The sequence below is a fragment of the Streptomyces sp. NPDC033966 genome, from assembly GCF_055575955.1.
In genome coordinates this window covers 396,703-414,642 of record NZ_JBVIRQ010000005.1, presented here as the reverse complement: position 1 = coordinate 414,642, position 17,940 = coordinate 396,703, and the positions used below count along the sequence as shown (strand labels likewise).

14 protein-coding genes are annotated in these 17,940 nt (G+C 74.2%); 4 read left to right on the top strand and 10 right to left on the bottom strand.

Features of this window, described 5'->3' with window-relative positions; translation table 11 throughout:
• The first annotated feature begins 170 nt into the window (after positions 1–170).
• The 3 genes from pdhA to ACZ518_RS17135 are packed head-to-tail and all read left to right on the top strand — an operon-like array spanning position 171 to position 3,642.
• Entirely contained in the window at positions 171–1,304 is a 1,134-nt protein-coding gene (gene pdhA, locus ACZ518_RS17145; protein ID WP_469113843.1) for a pyruvate dehydrogenase (acetyl-transferring) E1 component subunit alpha, read from the top strand.
• Positions 1,304–2,302, top strand: a complete 999-nt coding sequence (locus tag ACZ518_RS17140; protein WP_469113842.1) for an alpha-ketoacid dehydrogenase subunit beta — start codon at positions 1,304–1,306, stop codon at positions 2,300–2,302. Before pdhA ends, ACZ518_RS17140 begins: the two co-directional genes overlap by 1 nt.
• Entirely contained in the window at positions 2,302–3,642 is a 1,341-nt protein-coding gene (locus ACZ518_RS17135; RefSeq protein ID WP_469113841.1) for a dihydrolipoamide acetyltransferase family protein, read from the top strand. Before ACZ518_RS17140 ends, ACZ518_RS17135 begins: the two co-directional genes overlap by 1 nt.
• Positions 3,643–3,773: 131 nt before the next feature.
• On the opposite strand, the gene ACZ518_RS17130 is transcribed toward ACZ518_RS17135, so the two are convergent.
• The 10 genes from ACZ518_RS17130 to ACZ518_RS17085 all read right to left on the bottom strand — a co-directional run bounded on the left by ACZ518_RS17130 (position 3,774) and on the right by ACZ518_RS17085 (position 16,083).
• Positions 3,774–4,751, bottom strand: coding sequence for an NAD(P)H-quinone oxidoreductase (locus ACZ518_RS17130; RefSeq protein ID WP_469113840.1), 978 nt, complete (start codon positions 4,749–4,751; stop codon positions 3,774–3,776).
• A gap of 19 nt (positions 4,752–4,770) precedes the next feature.
• Positions 4,771–5,871 carry a potassium channel family protein gene (locus ACZ518_RS17125; RefSeq protein ID WP_469113839.1) on the bottom strand — a complete coding sequence of 367 codons (1,101 nt, stop codon included), beginning with the start codon at positions 5,869–5,871 and terminating at the stop codon, positions 4,771–4,773.
• Entirely contained in the window at positions 5,859–7,151 is a 1,293-nt protein-coding gene (locus ACZ518_RS17120) for a molybdopterin molybdotransferase MoeA (protein ID WP_469113838.1), read from the bottom strand. The genes ACZ518_RS17125 and ACZ518_RS17120 overlap by 13 nt, the downstream gene beginning before the upstream one ends.
• On the bottom strand, positions 7,148–8,041 hold the full coding sequence (locus ACZ518_RS17115) for an NTP transferase domain-containing protein (protein WP_469113837.1): 894 nt from the start codon (positions 8,039–8,041) through the stop codon (positions 7,148–7,150). Before ACZ518_RS17115 ends, ACZ518_RS17120 begins: the two co-directional genes overlap by 4 nt.
• Positions 8,042–8,551: 510 nt before the next feature.
• Positions 8,552–9,091, bottom strand: a complete 540-nt coding sequence (locus tag ACZ518_RS17110; protein WP_469113836.1) for a bacterial proteasome activator family protein — start codon at positions 9,089–9,091, stop codon at positions 8,552–8,554.
• An 82-nt stretch (positions 9,092–9,173) separates the two neighbouring features.
• Positions 9,174–11,930, bottom strand: coding sequence for an FtsX-like permease family protein (locus tag ACZ518_RS17105; RefSeq protein ID WP_469114012.1), 2,757 nt, complete (start codon positions 11,928–11,930; stop codon positions 9,174–9,176).
• A gap of 101 nt (positions 11,931–12,031) precedes the next feature.
• Positions 12,032–12,775: an ABC transporter ATP-binding protein gene (locus tag ACZ518_RS17100; protein ID WP_469113835.1), complete on the bottom strand. Its 744-nt coding sequence runs from the start codon at positions 12,773–12,775 to the stop codon at positions 12,032–12,034.
• A 25-nt stretch (positions 12,776–12,800) separates the two neighbouring features.
• Entirely contained in the window at positions 12,801–13,472 is a 672-nt protein-coding gene (locus ACZ518_RS17095) for a PadR family transcriptional regulator (RefSeq protein WP_469113834.1), read from the bottom strand.
• Positions 13,473–13,533: 61 nt separating this feature from the next.
• Positions 13,534–14,100: a hypothetical protein gene (locus ACZ518_RS17090; protein WP_469113833.1), complete on the bottom strand. Its 567-nt coding sequence runs from the start codon at positions 14,098–14,100 to the stop codon at positions 13,534–13,536.
• A 297-nt stretch (positions 14,101–14,397) separates the two neighbouring features.
• Positions 14,398–16,083: a protein kinase domain-containing protein gene (locus ACZ518_RS17085; RefSeq protein ID WP_469113832.1), complete on the bottom strand. Its 1,686-nt coding sequence runs from the start codon at positions 16,081–16,083 to the stop codon at positions 14,398–14,400.
• A 227-nt stretch (positions 16,084–16,310) separates the two neighbouring features.
• Here ACZ518_RS17085 and ACZ518_RS17080 point away from each other — a divergent pair, with 227 nt between their 5' ends.
• Positions 16,311–17,921, top strand: coding sequence for a protein kinase domain-containing protein (locus tag ACZ518_RS17080; RefSeq protein WP_469113831.1), 1,611 nt, complete (start codon positions 16,311–16,313; stop codon positions 17,919–17,921).
• Positions 17,922–17,940: the final 19 nt, after the last annotated feature.

The following is a 17,940-nucleotide window of genomic DNA, read 5'->3' as shown; positions in this document are numbered from 1 at the left end:
CCTCCCTCTCCTGGACGTCCTGCACCCATCCCACGGCCCCGCCGCCACTTTGTCCACAGCCTGGAGCCGCCTGTAGCCAAATTGCGCCAACGACCGAACAATCGGTTGGTGAGGCGCCTCACACCCGGTGGCGCCCCCAGCCCGCTTCCCACGAGGAGGTGTACGCCGCCATGACGGTCCAAGAGCTGCACGGTGCCGGTGCGTCGCACCGTGTCACCCCGCCGCCCGCCTGGAGGCCCCGTATGGAGGCCGCCCCGCTGCTGCCGGACCCCGAGCCCTACCGGGTGCTGGGCACTCCGGCGGCGGAGGAGCTCGACCCCGCGCTCATGCGCCGGTACTACGCCGAGCTCGTGCGGGGCCGCCGCTACAACGCTCAGGCCACCGCGCTGACCCGACAGGGCCGTCTCGCCGTGTACCCCTCCACCGTCGGGCAGGAGGCCGCCGAGATCGCGGCCGCGCTGGTCCTGGAGGAGCAGGACTGGCTCTTCCCGAGCTACCGCGACACCCTCGCGGCCGTGGCGCGCGGACTGGACCCCGTACAGGCGCTGACGCTGCTGCGCGGCGACTGGCACACCGGGTACGACCCCCGCGAGCACCGCATAGCCCCCCTGTGCACCCCCCTCGCCACCCAGCTTCCGCACGCGGTGGGCCTGGCGCACGCCGCGCGGCTGCGCGGCGACGAGGTCGTCGCGCTCGCCATGGTCGGCGACGGCGGCACCAGCGAGGGCGACTTCCACGAGGCGCTGAACTTCGCGGCCGTCTGGCAGGCCCCGGTGGTCTTCCTCGTCCAGAACAACGGCTTCGCGATCTCCGTCCCGCTCGCCAAGCAGACCGCCGCGCCCACCCTGGCCCACAAGGCCGTGGGATACGGGATGCCCGGCCGGCTGGTCGACGGCAACGACGTCGCCGCCATGCACGAGGTCCTCACCGAGGCGGTGAAGCGGGCCCGCGCGGGCGGCGGACCGACCCTGATCGAGGCCGTCACCTACCGGATGGAGGCCCACACGAACGCCGACGACGCCACCCGCTACCGCACCGACGCCGAGGTCGAGGCCTGGAAGGCGCACGACCCGGTGCAGCTGCTGGAGCGCGAGCTGACCGCGCGCGGGATCCTCGACGCCGAGGGCATCCAGGAGGCGCGCGACGCGGCCGAGGCGATGGCGGCGGACCTCCGCGAGCGGATGAACGCCGATCCCGTGACCGACCCGATGGACCTCTTCGCGCACGTCTACGTGGAGCAGACCGGCCGACTGCGCGAGCAGGCCGCCATGCTGCGCGCCGAGCTGGAAGCGGAGGGAGAGTGATGACGACCGTTGCCGCGAAGCCCGCGACGATGGCGCAGGCCCTCACCCGTGCCATGCGCGACGCGATGGCCGAGGACCCCACCGTCCACGTGATGGGCGAGGACGTCGGAGCGCTGGGCGGTGTCTTCCGCATCACCGACGGGCTCGTGAAGGAGTTCGGCGAGGACCGCGTCACGGACACCCCGCTCGCCGAGGCCGGAATCCTGGGCACCGCCGTCGGCATGGCCATGTACGGGCTGCGGCCGGTCGTGGAGATGCAGTTCGACGCGTTCGCCTACCCCGCCTTCGAACAGCTCATCTCGCACGTGGCGAAGATGCGCAACCGCACCCGGGGCAAGATGCCGCTGCCGATCACCATCCGCGTGCCGTACGGCGGCGGGATCGGCGGCGTCGAGCACCACTGCGACTCCTCCGAGGCCTACTACACGGCCACCCCCGGGCTCACCGTCGTGACCCCGGCGACGGTCGAGGACGCGTACGGGCTGCTGCGCGAGTCGATCGCCAGCGACGACCCGGTGGTCTTCCTGGAGCCGAAGCGGCTCTACTGGTCCAAGTCGCAGTGGTCGCCGGAGGCCCCCACGGCCGTCCCGGGCATCGGCAAGGCCCTGGTGCGCCGGGCCGGTACGAGCGCCACCCTGATCACGTACGGCCCCTCGCTGCCGGTCTGCCTGGAGGCCGCCGAGGCGGCCCGTGAGGAGGGCTGGGACCTGGAGGTCGTCGACCTGCGCTCCCTCGTCCCCTTCGACGAGGAGACCGTCGTCGCCTCCGTACGCCGCACCGGGCGCGCGGTGGTGGTCCACGAGGCCGGCGGCTTCGGCGGGCCGGGCGCGGAGATCGCCGCCCGCATCGGCGAGCGCTGCTTCCACCACCTGGAGGCGCCGGTGCTGCGCGTGACGGGCTTCGACATCCCGTACCCGCCGCCGATGCTGGAGAAGCACCACCTGCCCGGTGTGGAGCGCATCCTGGACGCCGTGGCCCGCCTGCAGTGGGAGAACTGATGGCGCAGGTAATGGAATTCAAGCTCCCCGACCTCGGTGAGGGCCTGACCGAGGCCGAGATCGTGCGGTGGCTGGTCGCGGTGGGCGACGTCGTCACCATCGATCAGCCGGTCGTCGAGGTCGAGACGGCCAAGGCGATGGTGGAGGTGCCCTGCCCGTACGGCGGTGTGGTCACCGCCCGGTTCGGCGAGGAGGGCGAGGAGCTGCCGGTCGGCGCGCCTCTGATCACCGTGGCGGTGGGTGCGCAGTCGGCGCCCGCCGGGGCCGCGGAGGGCGCGGGCGCCGAGGCGGACGCCGAAGGTGCAGGCAACGCGCCCCGGCCGCTGATCGGCTACGGCTCGGACCACTCGCGCCCGGCGCGTCGGCGGCGGGTGCGACCCGTCACCGCCGCGGTGTCGGCGCCCGTGGCGGCCCCTGCCCCTGCCCCGGCCCCGGTACCGGCCGCTCCGGCGGCTCCGGCGGCTCCTGCCGGGCCGGTGCCCGTCATCTCGCCGCTCGTGCGCAAGCTGGCCCGGGACAACGGGGTCGACCTGCGGGCGCTGCGCGGGTCCGGGCCGGAGGGCCTGATCCTGCGGGCCGATGTGGAAGCCGTGCTCCGGTCCCCCGAGCCCGTGGCCGCCCCCGTGGCCGCCCCCGTGGCGGTCGCCGCGCAGGGCGAGCGGATCCCGCTCAAGGGGCTGCGGGGCGCCGTGGCGGAGAAGCTCTCGCGCAGCCGGCGGGAGATCCCCGAGGCCACGTGCTGGGTCGATGCGGATGCCACCGAGCTGATGGCGGCGCGGGCCGCGATGAACGCCGTGGACGGGCCGAAGATCTCGGTGCTCGCGCTGCTGGCCCGGATCTGCACGGCGGCGCTCGCCAAGTACCCCGAGCTCAACTCCACGGTGGACCTCGCGGCCAACGAGATCGTCCGGCTTCCGGGCGTCCACCTGGGCTTCGCCGCGCAGACCGAGCGCGGTCTGATGGTCCCGGTGGTCCGGGACGCCCACACGCGCAGCCCGGAGTCCCTGTCGGCGGAGTTCGCCCGGCTCACCGAGCTGGCCCGGGCGGGGAAGCTGGCCCCGTCGGACCTGACCGGCGGGACGTTCACCCTCAACAACTACGGGGTGTTCGGGGTGGACGGCTCCACGCCGATCATCAACCACCCCGAGGCGGCCATGCTCGGCGTGGGCCGGATCATCCCGAAGCCGTGGGTCCACAAGGGCGAGCTGGCCGTCCGTCAGGTCGTGCAGCTCTCCCTGACCTTCGACCACCGCGTCTGCGACGGCGGGGCGGCCGGTGGCTTCCTGCGGTACGTGGCCGACTGCGTCGAGAACCCGGCCGTTCTGCTGCGCGGGCTGTAGGGGGTTCCGGGGGCCGCTGCGCGGAGCGGCCCCCTACCCGCCCTTCACCCGTTCTCCGGGGCGCTGCCCCGGACCCCGGAACGGGCGCTGCGCGCCCATCGCGCCCGTTCCACGCAGCGGTACACCCCGCCTCAGACCGTCAGGAGCAGCTTGCCCACGTGGGTGCTGGCCTCCATGACGCGGTGGGCCTCTGCCGCCTCGGCGATCGGGTACGTCGCGTGGACCACCGGGCGGACCCGGCCGGCGGCGACCAGGGGCCACACGTGCTCCCGGACGGCCGCCACGATGGCCGCCTTCTCCTCCAGCGGCCGGGCGCGCAGCGACGTCGCCGTGATCGCCGCCCGCTTGGCCAGCAGGGTGCGCAGGTCCAGCTCCGCCTTCACCCCGCCCTGGAGGCCGATGATCGCGAGCCGGCCGTTCGTGGCCAGCGCGTCCAGGTTCCGCGCGAGGTACTTCGCGCCCATGATGTCCAGGATCACGTCCGCCCCGGCCCCGCCCGTCGCGGACCGCAGCTCTTCCACGAAGTCCTGCTCGCGGTAGTCGATCAGGACGTCCGCGCCCAGCTCCGCGCAGCGCGCCAGTTTCTCCTTGCCGCCCGCCGTCACCGCCACCCGCGCCCCGACGGCCTTGCCCAGCTGGATCCCCATGGTGCCGATTCCGCTGGAGCCGCCGTGCACCAGGAGGGTCTCGCCCGGGCGCAGGCCCGCCACCATGAAGACGTTCGACCACACCGTCGCGACGACCTCCGGCAGCGCGGCCGCCGTCACCAGGTCCACGCCCGTCGGGACCGGCAGCAGCTGCCCCGCCGGGACGGCGACCCGTTGCGCGTACCCGCCGCCGGCCAGCAGCGCGCACACCTCGTCGCCCACCGCCCAGCCGGACACGCCCGGCCCGAGCGCGACGATCCGCCCGGAGCACTCCAGGCCGGGATACGGGGAGGCGCCCGGCGGCGGGTCGTAGAAGCCCTGCCGCTGCAGGACGTCGGCGCGGTTCACGGCACTCGCCGCGACCTCGACGAGCACCTCCCCCTCGCCCGCCACCGGATCGGGTACTTCTGCCCAGACCAGGGCCTCGGGGCCGCCGGGCTGCTCGATCGTGATCGCATGCATGGCCCGGAATCTACCGGTGCTACTCGGCCGGGCCCAGGGTGACCTGGGGCCCGGTCGGCGGGACCGCCCGGACGATGGTGATCAGGCGGTCCGTCAGCTGGAGCGGGCTCGCGTGCGGATCGTCGTACGGGAGCAGCCGGTGCCCGCGCAGGACGCTGACGACGAGGTCGCCGGTGTCGCGGACGCTGCGGCCCACCTCCGACTTGCTGACGGGGCGTTCGATCAGGTCGAGGCCGCTGCCCTGCTGGATCAGGTCCTCCATCACGGTGCCCGCGCTCGGGCTGAGCACCGACAGGCCCAGCAGCCGGCCCGCCGCGCTCGCGCTGGTGATGACCGCGTCCGCGCCCGACTGCTTCAGCAGCGGCGCGTTCTCCTCCTCGCGGACCGCCGCCACGATCTTCGCGCCCCGGTTGAGCTGCCGGGCCGTCAGCGTCACCAGGACGGCGGTGTCGTCGCGCTGGGTGGCGATGATGATCTGACGGGCCTTCTGGAGTTCTGCCCGCAGCAGCACTTCGGAGCGGGTGGCGTCGCCGACGACCCCGGTGAAGCCCTCCGCGTTGGCGATGTCGATCACCTTGGCGCTGGGGTCGACGATGACGACCTGCTCCCTCGGGAGGCCGGTCGCCAGCAGCGTCTGCAGGGCGGAGCGGCCCTTGGTGCCGAAGCCGACGACGACCGTGTGCTCACGCAAGTTCTTCCTCCAGCGGTTGAGCCGCCACTCTTCGCGGGTGCGTTCGGTCAGGACCTCCAGGGTGGTGCCGACCAGGATGATCAGGAACAGCACGCGCAGCGGGGTGATCAGCAGGATGTTGACCAGCCGCGCGCTGTCGCTGTAGGGGACGATGTCGCCGTAGCCGGTGGTCGACAGGGTCACGGTGGCGTAGTAGACGCAGTCGAGGAAGTCGACCTTCTCGTTGGCGTTGTCGTGGTAGCCCTCGCGGTCGAGCCAGACGATCAGCACCGTCAGGCACAGCACGAAGAGGGCCATCAGCAGCCGTCGGGTGACCTGCCGCAGCGGCTTCTCGATCACCCGCTTGGGGAGTTTGACGCGGCGTGAGACGAGCTTCTCGTCCGCGCCGCGCGCCATGGCGTCCTGACCGTGAAGTTTCACGTGAAACATCCCCCGGAAGCCCAGGGCAGGTCCAGGATCTCCAGCTCCTGCCCCGACCGCGCGCCGTGCTGCGGTACGACGGCCAGCGCGTCGGCGCCCGCCACCCCGCGCAGCATCGCCGGGCCGTTGTAGCGCAGTGGTACGGCGTGTTCGTCGGTCAGCAGTACCGGCACGAGCCGGGTGTCGTACGGGTGGCCGGGCACGTCGCCCTCCACCGGAACCGTGTAGCGGGGCCGCTGGCGGCGGCCCGCGAGGGCGCGCAGCAGCGGTTCGGCGAGGGTCAGCAGCCCGGACACGGCGGCGAGCGGGTTGCCGGGCAGGCCGACCACGTGGCGGGGCCGCTCCGGGTCGCCGATGCGGGCCAGCAGCATCGGATGTCCCGGGCGCACGGCGACCCCGTCCACGAGCACCTCGGCCCCGGCGCGCTCCAGGACGGGGTGGACGTGGTCGACGGGGCCGGAGGCGGTGCCGCCGGTGGTGACGACGACGTCGGCCGTGGAGGAGGTGACGGCCTCCAGCAGGGCCTCGGCCCCGGCCGGGTCGTCCCCGAGCCGGCGCGTGCCGATGACCTCGGCGCCGAGCCGGGTGATCCAGGGGCCGAGCATGGGGCTGAGGGCGTCCCGGATCAGGCCGTCGTGCGGGCGGCCCTCGGTGAGCAGTTCGTCTCCGAGGACCAGGATCTCCACGCGGGGCCGGGGCCGGGTGACCAGCTCGTCGTACCCGGCGGCTGCGGCGAGGCCGAGTACGGCCGGGGTGACGAGGGAGCCCACGGGCAGCAGCAGGTCGCCGGAGCGGCACTCCTGGCCGCGCGGGCGGATGTCCTGACCGGTGTTCACGGGCCGGTCGGAGTACAGCTGGGTGCCGGACTCGCGGGCGTGTTCGCTGCGGATCACGGCGGTGGTGTCGGTGGGGACGCGGGCACCGGTGGCGATCCGTACGGCCTCGCCGTCGGCGAGCGGGGCGGGCGGTTCGTCCCCGGCGAGGATCCCGTCGCCGGGGCGGACGCGCCAGGGGCCGGGGCCGGCGACGGCCCACCCGTCCATGGCCGAGGTGTCGAAGGAGGGCAGGTCGCTGAGGGCTTCGAGCGGTGCGGTCAGCACCTCGCCGAGCGCGTCCGCGAGTGGTACCCGGTGGGTGCGGGCCGGCACGGACGTGCCGGCCCGGGCGGCGGTCTCGCGGGCGCGCAGCCAGGGGGCGGCACGGTGGCCGCCGGCGCCGCCGGGGTCGGGGTTGCGGCTGACCAGGGCGAGGGCCTCGTCCAGGGCGCCGTCGGCGTCGGTACGGGTCATCCGGAGCCGGTCTCCTCGGGGTGTGGGGGCTGGGCTTCGGCGGCCCAGCGCAGCGCGAGCGCGGCGGCCTTGCGGGAGGCCTCGGCGACGGCCAGGGCGGGGTCCGCGCCGGTGGCCTCGGCGCGGGCGGCCGCGTAGCCGACGAGGAACGTCGTCAGCGGTGCCGCGGGCCGGGCCACGCCGTGGGCGGCGTCACGGGCGAGGTCGAGCAGGGTCGCGACGTCGACGGGGACGTCGTCGATCCCGAGTTCGTTCTTGGCGGCGGTGATCCAATGCTCCAGCACGTTCCCATGCTCCCTGATCCGGGCGCGGGCCGCTGCCAGGTCCTCCCAGGTGTCGCAGTCGAAGGAGGCGAGTGGCTCAGCGGCGCCGATCCTGGCCAGGTCGAGCTCGCCGGTGAGGGCGCGCAGCGGGAGGCCGTGGAGGGTGCCGTGCTCGGTGGCGAGCAGGGCGATCTCGCGGCGCAGGGGCTCCGCGCGGTAGGCGGCGACGAGGGGTTGGTCGCGTCCGTCGGCGTCCCGCAGCAGGGCCCCGTCGCGCGGGCCGCCGTCGGGGGTGGTTGCGACGGCCGCGGCGAGCAGGGCGCGGACGGTGTCCCGGTCGAGGAAGGGCAGGTCGGCGGAGAGTACGAGGACCAGCGGGGCGGTGGTCCGGCGGATCCCGGCGTCCAGCGCGGCCACCGGGCCGCCGCCGGGCGGGTCCTCGCGGGTCCAGTGGACGGGGCGGGCCGTTGCCCTGCGGGTGCCGACCACGACGGTCTCGGCGGCGTCCGGGCAGGCCGCGAGGACCCGGTCGAGGAGGGTGCGGCCGCCGACGTGGAGGGTCGGCTTGTCGGCCCCGCCGAGGCGCCGGGCGGCGCCGCCGGCCAGGACGATGGCGTCGTAGCTCATGCCCCTGAGTATGCGCGGGCCATCTCCGCTGCGCGGCGGCCCACTTATGCGCCGTTTACGCTGCCGCGGTGCCGGTGCCGGTGCCGGTGCCGGTGGGTGGGGCGCGCCGCCTGGGGGCTGCCGCTGCGCGGAGCGGTCCCCTACCCGCCCTTCGCCCGTTCCCCGGACTCCGCCCGGACCCGCGCCTCAAACGCCGGCGGGGCTGGAATTTGGCTGCGCTGGGCGTTCGGGTGCGGGCCGTTCCCGGGGGCCAGCCCCCGGACCCTCCCCCAGCTACCGCTGGGAGGGGCGATGGGCGCGCAGCGCCCATGCGGGGTCAGGGGCAGCGCCCCTGGGAACGGTGGAAGGGTGGGTCGGGGACCGCTCCGCGCAGCGGCGATCACCCGCAGGCGACGGCCCACCTCGGCCACGGGAACCGGCCCCGCCCGGGAGTCGCCGGACGGAGTCCGGCGCAGCGGCGCGAAGCCGGTGAGGCGCCCCGGCGCCGCACCGCGCGAGCGGCGCAGAGAGTTAAAGGTACGGGCCGGAGCGGACCGCGCCGTGGGGGCCGTCTTCGTCGTCGTCGTGGGAGCTGCCCGGCGGAAGGGCTCGGCGCATCTGTTCCAGCTGGGCCCGCGCCGCCATCTGCTGCGCGAACAGGGCCGTCTGGATGCCGTGGAAGAGGCCTTCCAGCCACCCCACCAACTGCGCCTGCGCGATGCGCAGTTCGGCTTCGGAGGGGACCGCCTCCTCGGTGAACGGCAGGGAGAGCCGCTCCAGTTCCTCCACCAGCTCCGGCGCCAGGCCGTCTTCGAGCTCCTTGACCGACGCCGCGTGGATGTCCTTCAGACGGACCCGGCTGGCCTCGTCCAGAGGAGCTGCGCGGACTTCTTCCAGAAGTTGCTTGATCATGCTGCCGATGCGCATGACCTTGGCGGGCTGTTCGACCATCTCCGTCACCGGGACCTCGCGCGACTCGTCATCGGTGCCGCCGACCGCCATCCCGTCCTGGCCCACGATCAGCACGTGCGGGGGGCTGTCCTGCGACCGTTCACTCCTCGGCATCTCCATGCCGTCATTCTCTCGCACACCTGCGTACTCACACGGTGTGCCCCCGTACGGGCGTGATCCACCCTGTACGGGGGCACCGGGATCAGCCCGCCGCCCGCCGGGCCTGCGCACCGCTCGACCTGGTGACCAGCGCGGCCAGCAACGCCGCGCCCAGCGGGACGAGGACCAGCAGGCCGGCCAGCGTGTCCCACGGCACCGCGATCGGGACGTACAGCTCGGTGTCGCGCGCCGAGGCGTACCCCATGTCGAGGGCGCTCTGGATGAGCCGCCGCTGTTCCCGCTCCTGGGTGAGGCGGAGTCCGACCGCCGGCAGGATGCCCGCCGCCGAGCCGAGGACCACGCCCATCAGGGCCACCACCCCGCACTGGAAGCCGCTGAGGGTGCGCCGCACGCGCGGGGCCGCGCCGACCGCCGCGAGGGTCTTCAGGTCGGCTTCCGAGTCGGCCTGCGCCAGACCCGTCGCGATGCCGGCGGCGCCGATGGTGACGAGCCCCGCGAAGACGCTCAGGGCGAGCAGGCCCAGGGTGTTCTGCTCCTTGTAGCCCTCCTCGATCCTGACCTCGGCGTCGGCGCCCGTCCGGTCCATCTCGCCGTCCAGCCGCTGCCGCTCCGCGGTGGCGGCCTTCCGGTCGAGGCTGAAGAAGGCGCCCGCCGGGGCCGTGGCGATTCCGGAGGCCCGGACGGCGGCGGGCGGCAGGACCAGCTCGACGCCCCAGGCCCGGGCGGTGTCGGGCGCCTGGTGGACGGCGAGCACCTTGTCCTGGCCGGGCGGGTCGGCGCGCCGGTCGGCGGCCTGGTCGGCGGCGGCCTGGTCGGTGACGAGGCGCAGGGTGACCTTCCCGTCCTTGACCTGGTTGGCGTTGAAGGAGACGGGTCGGCCCTCCTTCAGCGCGGCCGCCGAGCCCGGGTCGGAGACCGCCAGCACCGTGAGCAGCTTCTCGTCGGCGACGACGACGTCGAAGGGGGTGTAGCGGCCGCCCTGTTGCTTGCAGCGCGGGTCCTGCCGCAGTGCGCGGGCCTGGTCGGGCGTGAAGGAGGACGGTCCGTGCTCGGCCTCGGACAGCGGGCAGCGCTGCTCCTTGGGGACGATGACCTCGACCCGCCCGCACCCCGGGGCCGACGAGCGCGGGGAGCAGTTCGGGTTGCCCACGACCAGCCGGTCCACATCGGCCCGTACCGCCACCGGCAGGTTCTTCGAGACGGCGTCGCGCAGCGCCGGCACGTCCCTGTGGGCGGCGGTGTCATTGCTCGTCAGATAGCCGGCGTTGTCGGGGAGTACGGCCTCGTACTCGTGCCGGTACTGGACGTCCAGGCTGTGCTGGTACGTGGCGACCGCGACCGTCCCGGCGACGGCGGCCAGTACGGCGGCCACGGCCGGGGCGGTGCGCCCCCGGTTGCGGACGGCGTCGCGCAGCGCGAGCCGCGGTGACAGCGGGAGCCACCGCCCGAGCCGCCCGAACAGGCCGACCAGCAGCGGGGTGAGGGCGACGACGCCCAGCTCGGCGAGGGCGCTGCCGCCCATCACGAAGGTGGTGTTGACCCGGAACCGGCTCCCGTACAGGACGATCGCCGCGCCGCCGGCGACGGCGAGGATCCCGATGACGGGCAGCACCCGGCCGGCGCGGCGCACCCCGCGCCGGCCGGTGAGGGAGGACAGGACGGTCTGCCGGGACGCGGTGACGGCGGGGGCGACCGCGGCCAGCAGGCCGGTCACCACGGCGAGCAGGGCGATGCCCAGCAGCTCCGGCGGGCGGACTTCGAAGCCGCCGAAGCGGGCGCCGAGCTGCTCCTCCAGTACGGGCCGCAGCCCGACGGTGAGGGCCGCTCCGATGGCCGTGCCGATGACCGCGGCCGCGGCGCCGAGCACGATGCCGCCGGAGAGGACGACGGCCCGGATGTGCCGGCGGTCACCGCCGTTGGCGCCGACGAGGCCCAGCTGGCGGCGCGAGCGCCGGGCGCCGACCGCGAAGGCGGGTCCGGCGAGCAGGCAGATCTCCAGCATGGCGAGGCCGATGACGGTGACCAGGATGGCCTTCTGCGTCACCAGGCCCCCGTCCGGCATGCCGAACGTGTTCTTGGGCTGCTGCTTGAACAGGGGGACGTCGGAGTCGGCCGGCGGGTGCAGGGCGACGGTACGGGAGAGCACGAGCGCGCCGTGCTTGTTGGCCTCCTTGACCATGTTCCACGTGAAACCATCGCCGCCCACCGCGACGAGGTAGGCGGGCCGGGGGCTGATCCCGGGTGCTCCGGTGGCCTTGAGCGCCTTGTCGAGGGGGTCGAGCAGGGCGCCCGGCAGGGCGAGCAGCTCGGTGCGCGCGAGCCTGTCGGGTATCTCGTACGCGCCCACGATCCGGTACGAGGACGTGCCGCCGCGCGGGGTCGCGGTGGAGCCCACGTACAGGCCGGAGGCCTTCAGGAAAGCGTTGGTGGCGATGACCTCGCCCGGCCCCTGGGGCATGCGCCCGCGGTCGAGCGTGAGCAGGCCCCGGGTCAGCGGGTCGCGCACGTCGAGCTCGCGCAGGTCCGTCCCGAGCAGCCCGTGCGCGGTGTGCACCTTGGCGAAGCCGCGGCGGTCCTCGACGGACCGGATCCCGGGCGGCAGCGCGGACTTCAGCGGCTGCCGGTCCTCCTCGCGGCCCGGGCGGTACTTGTCGTAGCCGCCGACCGGGGCGTACTGCTCGCCGTTGGGGTGCTGGTAGACCGGCGCCTGCAGGCCCGCCGGGCTGATCCGGGCGTCGGCGGCGCCGAGTTCGCGGGTCATCCGCTGGTCGGTGGAGAGTTCGGCGCTGCGGTAGGTGAGGTCGATGGCGCTCATCCCGATGATGGGCAGGGCGAGCATCGCGAGGACGAGGGCGCTGCGGCCCTTGGCGCGCCACGCGTCGCGGCGGGCGATGCGCAGGGCGGCGATCCAGGAGTGGTACCAGGCGGTGAGCGGGGAGGTCACAGGCCGGCCGCCCGCCCGTGGAGCAGCGAGTCGGCCTGGCTGCGCATGGTCTCGTCGACGACGCTGCCGTCGCGCAGGAAGACGACCCGGTCCGCCCAGGCGGCGAAGCGGGGTTCGTGCGTGACGAGGATGCCGGCGGCGCCCGCGTCGCAGCGGGTGCGCAGCAGCGCGAGCACGGACTCGCCGGTCTCGGAGTCGAGGGCGCCGGTGGGTTCGTCGGCCAGGACCAGGCGGCGTTCGCCCACCAGGGCGCGGGCGATGGCCACGCGCTGCTGCTGGCCGCCGGACATCTCGTCGGGGAAGCGGTCGGCGAGCTGCGGCAGGCGTATCTCCTCCAGCGCGGCGAGGGCCGCGCGGCGGGCCTTGCGGGCGGAGGTGCCGTCGAGTTCGAGGGGCAGGGCCACGTTCTCGGCGGCGGTGAGGGCCGGGATCAGGTTGTAGTCCTGGAAGACGTAGCCGATGCTGCGCCGGCGCAGCGCGGCCAGCTGCCGGCGGGAGGCGGTGGTGATGTCGACGCCCTCGACCAGGACGCTGCCGCTGGTGGGGGTGTCGAGCCCACCCGCGAGGGTGAGCAGCGTGGACTTGCCGGAGCCGGACGGGCCCATGACGGCGACGAGTTCGCCGGGGCGGACGCTGAGGTCGACCCCGCGCAGGGCGTGCACCTCGGTGGCGCCGCTGCCATGGGTGCGGACGAGGCGGTCCAGCCGGAGTACGGGGTTCGAGCTGTGCTGGTCGGGCATGAGGGATCCCCCCTGGAGCGTTCGTTCAGCCGCGCCGCGTGCGGGCGGCGGGCCTGGTCGTGCCGGTGGTACCGGTGGCGCCGGTGGTGCCGGTGGCGGGTGCTGCTGCCGGACCCGGGGTGCCGGCCGGACCGGGCGCGTCCGCCGGGCCGAGCGCGGCCAGCCTGACGAGCCGGGACTCGGAGTGGTCGAGCCAGCGCACCTCGGCCTCGGTCTGGAAGATCAGCTGCTCCAGGACCAGCAGCCAGGCCAGGTCGTCGCGTTCGCGTGACTGCCCGCTCTCGATGGCGGCGAGGGCCCCGGCCTTGAGCCGGGTGTAGTCCTGCATCGCCTTGAGCGTGGCGTGCCGCTGGGCCTGGATGACGGCGCGGATGTCCACGCCGGGTGCGCCCACGGCCATGGCGAGCTTGATGGACAGCTCGTCCCGGGGCGGGTTGGTGCGGTCGACGGGCCGCTCGTACCAGGCGCGCAGCTCGGCGCGGCCGTCGTCGGTGATGGCGTAAAGGGTGTGGCCGGCGTGGTCCTCGCCGCCGGGTGCGACGAGCCCGTCGCGCTCCAGGCGGGCCAGTGTCGTGTACACCTGCCCGACGTTGAGCGGCCAGGTGGAGCCGGTGCGGGATTCGAACTCGGTGCGCAGCTGGGAGCCGTAGCGGGGGCCCCGTTCCAGCAGTGCGAGAAGGCCGTGACGGATCGACATACTCAGTATGTATACCGAGTATGCTCTTCGTTGCAAGCGCCGCGGCCCGGGGCGGCGGCCTCTACCGGCCCCGCCGCAGCCGCATGCCCATGTAGCCGATCCCCACCCCCATCAGGGCCAGTCCGGTGCCCAGCGGGAGCAGGTGCGCGGCCAGGTCGGCGGCCCGTTCGTTGGGCTCGGTACCGAGCGCGGTGACGGGCGCGGTGGCGGGCGCGGTGTCGGACGGGGCGACGGGCCCCGACGGGCTCGGCACCGCGTCCGGCCGCGGTGCGACGGCCTCCGGCCGCTCCTGCGTCGGCTGGAGCGGGTGCGCCGGACGCGCCGGGTGGACCGGGCGCACCGGCCGGGAGGCGGCGGCGAAGGCGGGGTCGGGGGGCGCGTCGGCGGGCCGTCCGGGGTGCTCCCGCGCGACGCCCGCGGCGCTGCCGGCGAGCTCCTCGTACGCCTCCTGCGGTACTCCCCCGGCTACCGCCGGGAGGGGCCCCCAGGCCGCCCGGCCGGGGAGCGCGGGCGCGGCGACGGCCGGGGCGCGGGCGGGGGTCGCGCTCGCGGGCGCGGCGGCCAGCAGTGCGGCGGCGGCCAGCGAGGCCCCGGCGGTCCAGTGCGGCGGGCGGAGGCGTCGAGTCACGGGGTGCCCCTCCCCTTCCGTGCGGCCCGGACGTCCGGTGTCGGAGCGCCGCACTCAGGTTCACATGCTGGGGCAAAGCGGGCATCCCGGGCGGTCCGTCGGAGTGCCCGGGACCCCGTTTCCACCGGGCCGGCGGTACGGCGGCCGAAGACGAAGCGCCCCCGGCCGAGCGATGTCGGCCGGGGGCGGGTGCGCGGGCGCCTGCTGGCGGGTTCCTGCGCGGGCGCCTGCCGGCGGGTGCTGCGCGGCTGGCGGGTGCTGCGCGGGTGCCTGCGCGCGGGCAGCCTGCGCGGGTGCCTACTGGGGGTCGCCGGTGGAGACGACCAGCGTGAACTGCGTGCCCTCCTTGGGCACGTCGGTCCCGGACGCCGGCAGCTGCTCCAGGACGGTGTCCTGGCCGTAGACGGTCTCGTCGCGGTTCTGGATTTCGAACCTCCAGCCCGCGGCCTGGATGCACTCCTTCACCGAGCGCAGGTTCTTGTACCGGAAGTCCGGGGCCACGACCTTGGTGGCGTCCTTGTAGGACTTCGTCGGGCTCTTGCACTTCTCCAGGTCGATCGTGCGCGACGCGTCCGGCCCCTTGTGGCCGGGCTTCGCCGAGCCGGACGCGGACGCCGAGGCCGAGGTGGCCGGGGAGGCGTTCTCGTCCTTCTTGTCGTCGTCGTCCATGTTCAGCACCGCGATCAGACCGCCGATGGCCAGCAGGGCCACCGCGATGGCGCCGACCACGACCGGGGTGTTCTTCTTCCCGCCGCCCGAGGAGGCCGCCCGGGCGGGCGCCGGAGTGGGGGAGATGGTGAACGGCGGCGGGGTCTGCGGGGCGTACTGCTGCTGCGGCACCGGCGGCGGGGTATGCGGGTACGCGTAACCGCCCTGCTGCTGAGGCTGCTGGGCCTGCTGCGGCTGCTGGTGCGTCTGCGGCGCGTACGGGGACGGCGGCGTCTGGGCCTGGTACGGCTGCTGGAGCGACTGCGGCGGCGGCGCCTGGAAACCGGAGTCCACCGGCGGGAAGACGGCCGAGCCCACGCCGGCCCCGCTGCCGCCGGCCGCGGCGCCCGGGACGATGACCGGGGCGCCGGTCTGGCCGGCCGACATCACGCGCATGATCTCGTCCCGCATGGCAGCGGCCGTGGGGAAGCGCTCGTTCGGGTTCTTCTTCAGCGCCCGCGCAACCAGTGCGTCCATCGCCGGGGTGATCGACCGGTTGACGGTCGACGGAGCCACCGGCTCCTCCTGGACGTGCGCGTACGCGATGGCCAGCGGGGAGTCCGCGTCGAAGGGGATCCGGCCCGTCAGCAGCTGGAACAGCATGATGCCGACGGAGTACAGGTCGGAACGGGCGTCCACGCCGCGTCCCAGCGCCTGCTCCGGGGAGAGGTACTGCGGGGTGCCGACGACCATGCCGGTCTGCGTCATCGAGGTGACCCCCGACTGCATGGCGCGGGCGATGCCGAAGTCCATCACCTTGACCACGCCGCGCTTGGTCATCATCACGTTGCCGGGCTTGATGTCGCGGTGTACCAGGCCCATCTCGTGGCTGGTCTCCAGCGCGGCCAGCACGTCGGCCGTCACCTTCAGCGCCTTGTCCGCCGGCATGGCGCCGTACTGGCGCACGTCCGCGTCGAGCACCGAGCCGAGGGGCTGGCCCTCCACGTACTCCATGACGATGTACGGCATGACCGCTTCGTCCCCGCCGCCGGAGCCGAAGGTGACGGTTCCCTCGCCGGTGTCGAAGACCGAGACGATGTTGGTGTGCGACAGTTTCGCAACAGCCTGCGCCTCGCGCCGGAAGCGCTCGCGGAAGGACGCCTCGCGCCCGAGTTCGCTGTGCAGGGTCTTGATCGCGACCTGGCGGTCGAGTGCGGAGTCGTACGCGAGGTAGACCGAGGCCATGCCCCCCTCGCCCAGCAAATCCCTTAGCTGGTAACGGCCACCGGCCAGGGAGCCGCCTGCGTACCGGCCCTGCGTGCCGTCCTGGCTCATGACTGTTGCTTCCCCTCGGGCTGTTTCCCTACGCGTCTGGCTGAGCGCATGTCGCGCCCAGTCTGCCGGAGGGCAAGCACACGTCAAGCCGGTGCCCGCTGCGTGACCACAGGCCTACGGGGCGTCTGTAGCCGAACGGTGACGGGTTCAGAGGCTGTAGCGTTCAGTCGGAGCACCCGATGAGGACCCACCGCTAGAGCGGACGAGAGAGACGACGGCGAGGACTGATGGCACCCGAACCCGAGGGAAACGGCGCCGGGATGACCGACGGTCCTGAGCACTGGGGCGCCGGTGGCCTCGTGGGGGACGGCCGCTACCGGCTGACGCATCGCCTGGGCCGCGGCGGCATGGCCGAGGTGTTCGCGGCCGAGGACGTACGGCTGGGCCGCACCGTGGCCGTGAAGCTGCTCCGCGCCGACCTGGCCGAGGACCCGGTGTCCAAGGCCCGCTTCACCCGTGAGGCACAGTCGGTCGCCGGCCTCAACCACCACGCCGTCGTCGCCGTGTACGACTCGGGCGAGGACCGGGTCGGCCCGAACGTGGTTCCGTACATCGTGATGGAGCTGGTCGAGGGCCGGACCATCCGCGAGCTCCTCATCAGTGCCGAGGCCCCGGGGCCCGAGCAGGCGCTCATCATCGTGTCGGGCGTGCTCGAAGCGCTCGCCTACTCGCACCAGCACGGCATCGTGCACCGCGACATCAAGCCCGCCAACGTCATCATCACCAACAGCGGTGCGGTGAAGGTGATGGACTTCGGCATTGCCCGCGCCCTGCACGGCGCCCAGTCGACGATGACCCAGACCGGCATGGTCATGGGCACCCCCCAGTACCTGTCGCCCGAGCAGGCCCTCGGCAAGGCCGTGGACCACCGCTCCGACCTGTACGCCACCGGCTGCCTCCTCTACGAACTCCTCGCGCTGCGGCCCCCCTTCACCGGCGAGACCCCCCTGTCGGTGGTCTACCAGCACGTCCAGGACGCGCCGGTGCCGCCCTCGCAGCTGCCCGAGGGCGGCTCCATCCCGCAGGAGCTCGACGGACTGGTCATGCGCTCCCTCGCCAAGGACCCGGACGACCGGTTCCAGAGCGCCGAGGAGATGCGCGGGCTCGTCCAGTACGCGCTCCAGATGCTCCAGGACCAGGGGCCGAACACCGGCACCTGGAACACCGGCCCCGTCACGATGGCGCTCCCGCACGGCCAGCCGGGCGGCGCGCCGACCACGGCGATGGCGCCCGCCCAGAACGGCGGCCCGCGCCAGCAGTACCCCTCGCACGCCACGACCTCGCAGTTCCAGCAGCCGATGGTGCCCCCGCTGAACCCGGACGACGGCACGGCCTTCCCCGGCGGCGGCAACCACGGCGGCGGCCACGGCGGCGGCCACGGCGGTCACGGCGGTCACGGCGGCTACGACCCGTACGACAACGGCCGGCGCGGCGGCGCGTGGAAGGCGTGGCTCTTCGCGGTGCTCGCGGTCCTCGCGATCGCCGGCGGTGTCGCGTACGCGGTCAAGAGCGGCGGGCTCGGCGTGGGCGGCGGCGGCAACAAGCCGAAGACCAGCACCAGCACGCCCGCGCCGTCGCAGAGCAGCGGGAGCACGCCGGAGACCCCGTCGACCTCGCCGAGCCCGGAGACCGGCTCGCACACCGAGGAGACGTACCGGCCGACTCCGAGCCGCAGCAAGTTCACGCCGAGCACCACCCCGTCGGCCCCGTCGACCGCGCCCTCGACGCCGAAGACCACCCCGCCGGTGGATCCGACGCCGAAGACCACCCCGCCGACGGACCAGCCCACCAAGCCGACGCCGCCCACCAGCGGCGGGAGCCCCGCGAGCGAGGTCTGACGGCCGACGTCCGGCAGCA

What these genes read in the sequence shown, in the direction of transcription:
- pdhA (WP_469113843.1), top strand. Translation starts at nt 171, where the DNA reads ATGACGGTCCAAGAGCTGCACGGTGCCGGTGCGTCGCACCGTGTCACC.
- ACZ518_RS17140 (WP_469113842.1), top strand. Translation starts at nt 1,304, where the DNA reads ATGACGACCGTTGCCGCGAAGCCCGCGACGATGGCGCAGGCCCTCACC.
- ACZ518_RS17135 (WP_469113841.1), top strand. Translation starts at nt 2,302, where the DNA reads ATGGCGCAGGTAATGGAATTCAAGCTCCCCGACCTCGGTGAGGGCCTG.
- ACZ518_RS17130 (WP_469113840.1), bottom strand. Translation starts at nt 4,751, where the DNA reads ATGCATGCGATCACGATCGAGCAGCCCGGCGGCCCCGAGGCCCTGGTC.
- ACZ518_RS17125 (WP_469113839.1), bottom strand. Translation starts at nt 5,871, where the DNA reads ATGTTTCACGTGAAACTTCACGGTCAGGACGCCATGGCGCGCGGCGCG.
- ACZ518_RS17120 (WP_469113838.1), bottom strand. Translation starts at nt 7,151, where the DNA reads ATGACCCGTACCGACGCCGACGGCGCCCTGGACGAGGCCCTCGCCCTG.
- ACZ518_RS17115 (WP_469113837.1), bottom strand. Translation starts at nt 8,041, where the DNA reads ATGAGCTACGACGCCATCGTCCTGGCCGGCGGCGCCGCCCGGCGCCTC.
- ACZ518_RS17110 (WP_469113836.1), bottom strand. Translation starts at nt 9,091, where the DNA reads ATGGAGATGCCGAGGAGTGAACGGTCGCAGGACAGCCCCCCGCACGTG.
- ACZ518_RS17105 (WP_469114012.1), bottom strand. Translation starts at nt 11,930, where the DNA reads ATGCTCGCCCTGCCCATCATCGGGATGAGCGCCATCGACCTCACCTAC.
- ACZ518_RS17100 (WP_469113835.1), bottom strand. Translation starts at nt 12,775, where the DNA reads ATGCCCGACCAGCACAGCTCGAACCCCGTACTCCGGCTGGACCGCCTC.
- ACZ518_RS17095 (WP_469113834.1), bottom strand. Translation starts at nt 13,472, where the DNA reads ATGTCGATCCGTCACGGCCTTCTCGCACTGCTGGAACGGGGCCCCCGC.
- ACZ518_RS17085 (WP_469113832.1), bottom strand. Translation starts at nt 16,083, where the DNA reads ATGAGCCAGGACGGCACGCAGGGCCGGTACGCAGGCGGCTCCCTGGCC.
- ACZ518_RS17080 (WP_469113831.1), top strand. Translation starts at nt 16,311, where the DNA reads ATGGCACCCGAACCCGAGGGAAACGGCGCCGGGATGACCGACGGTCCT.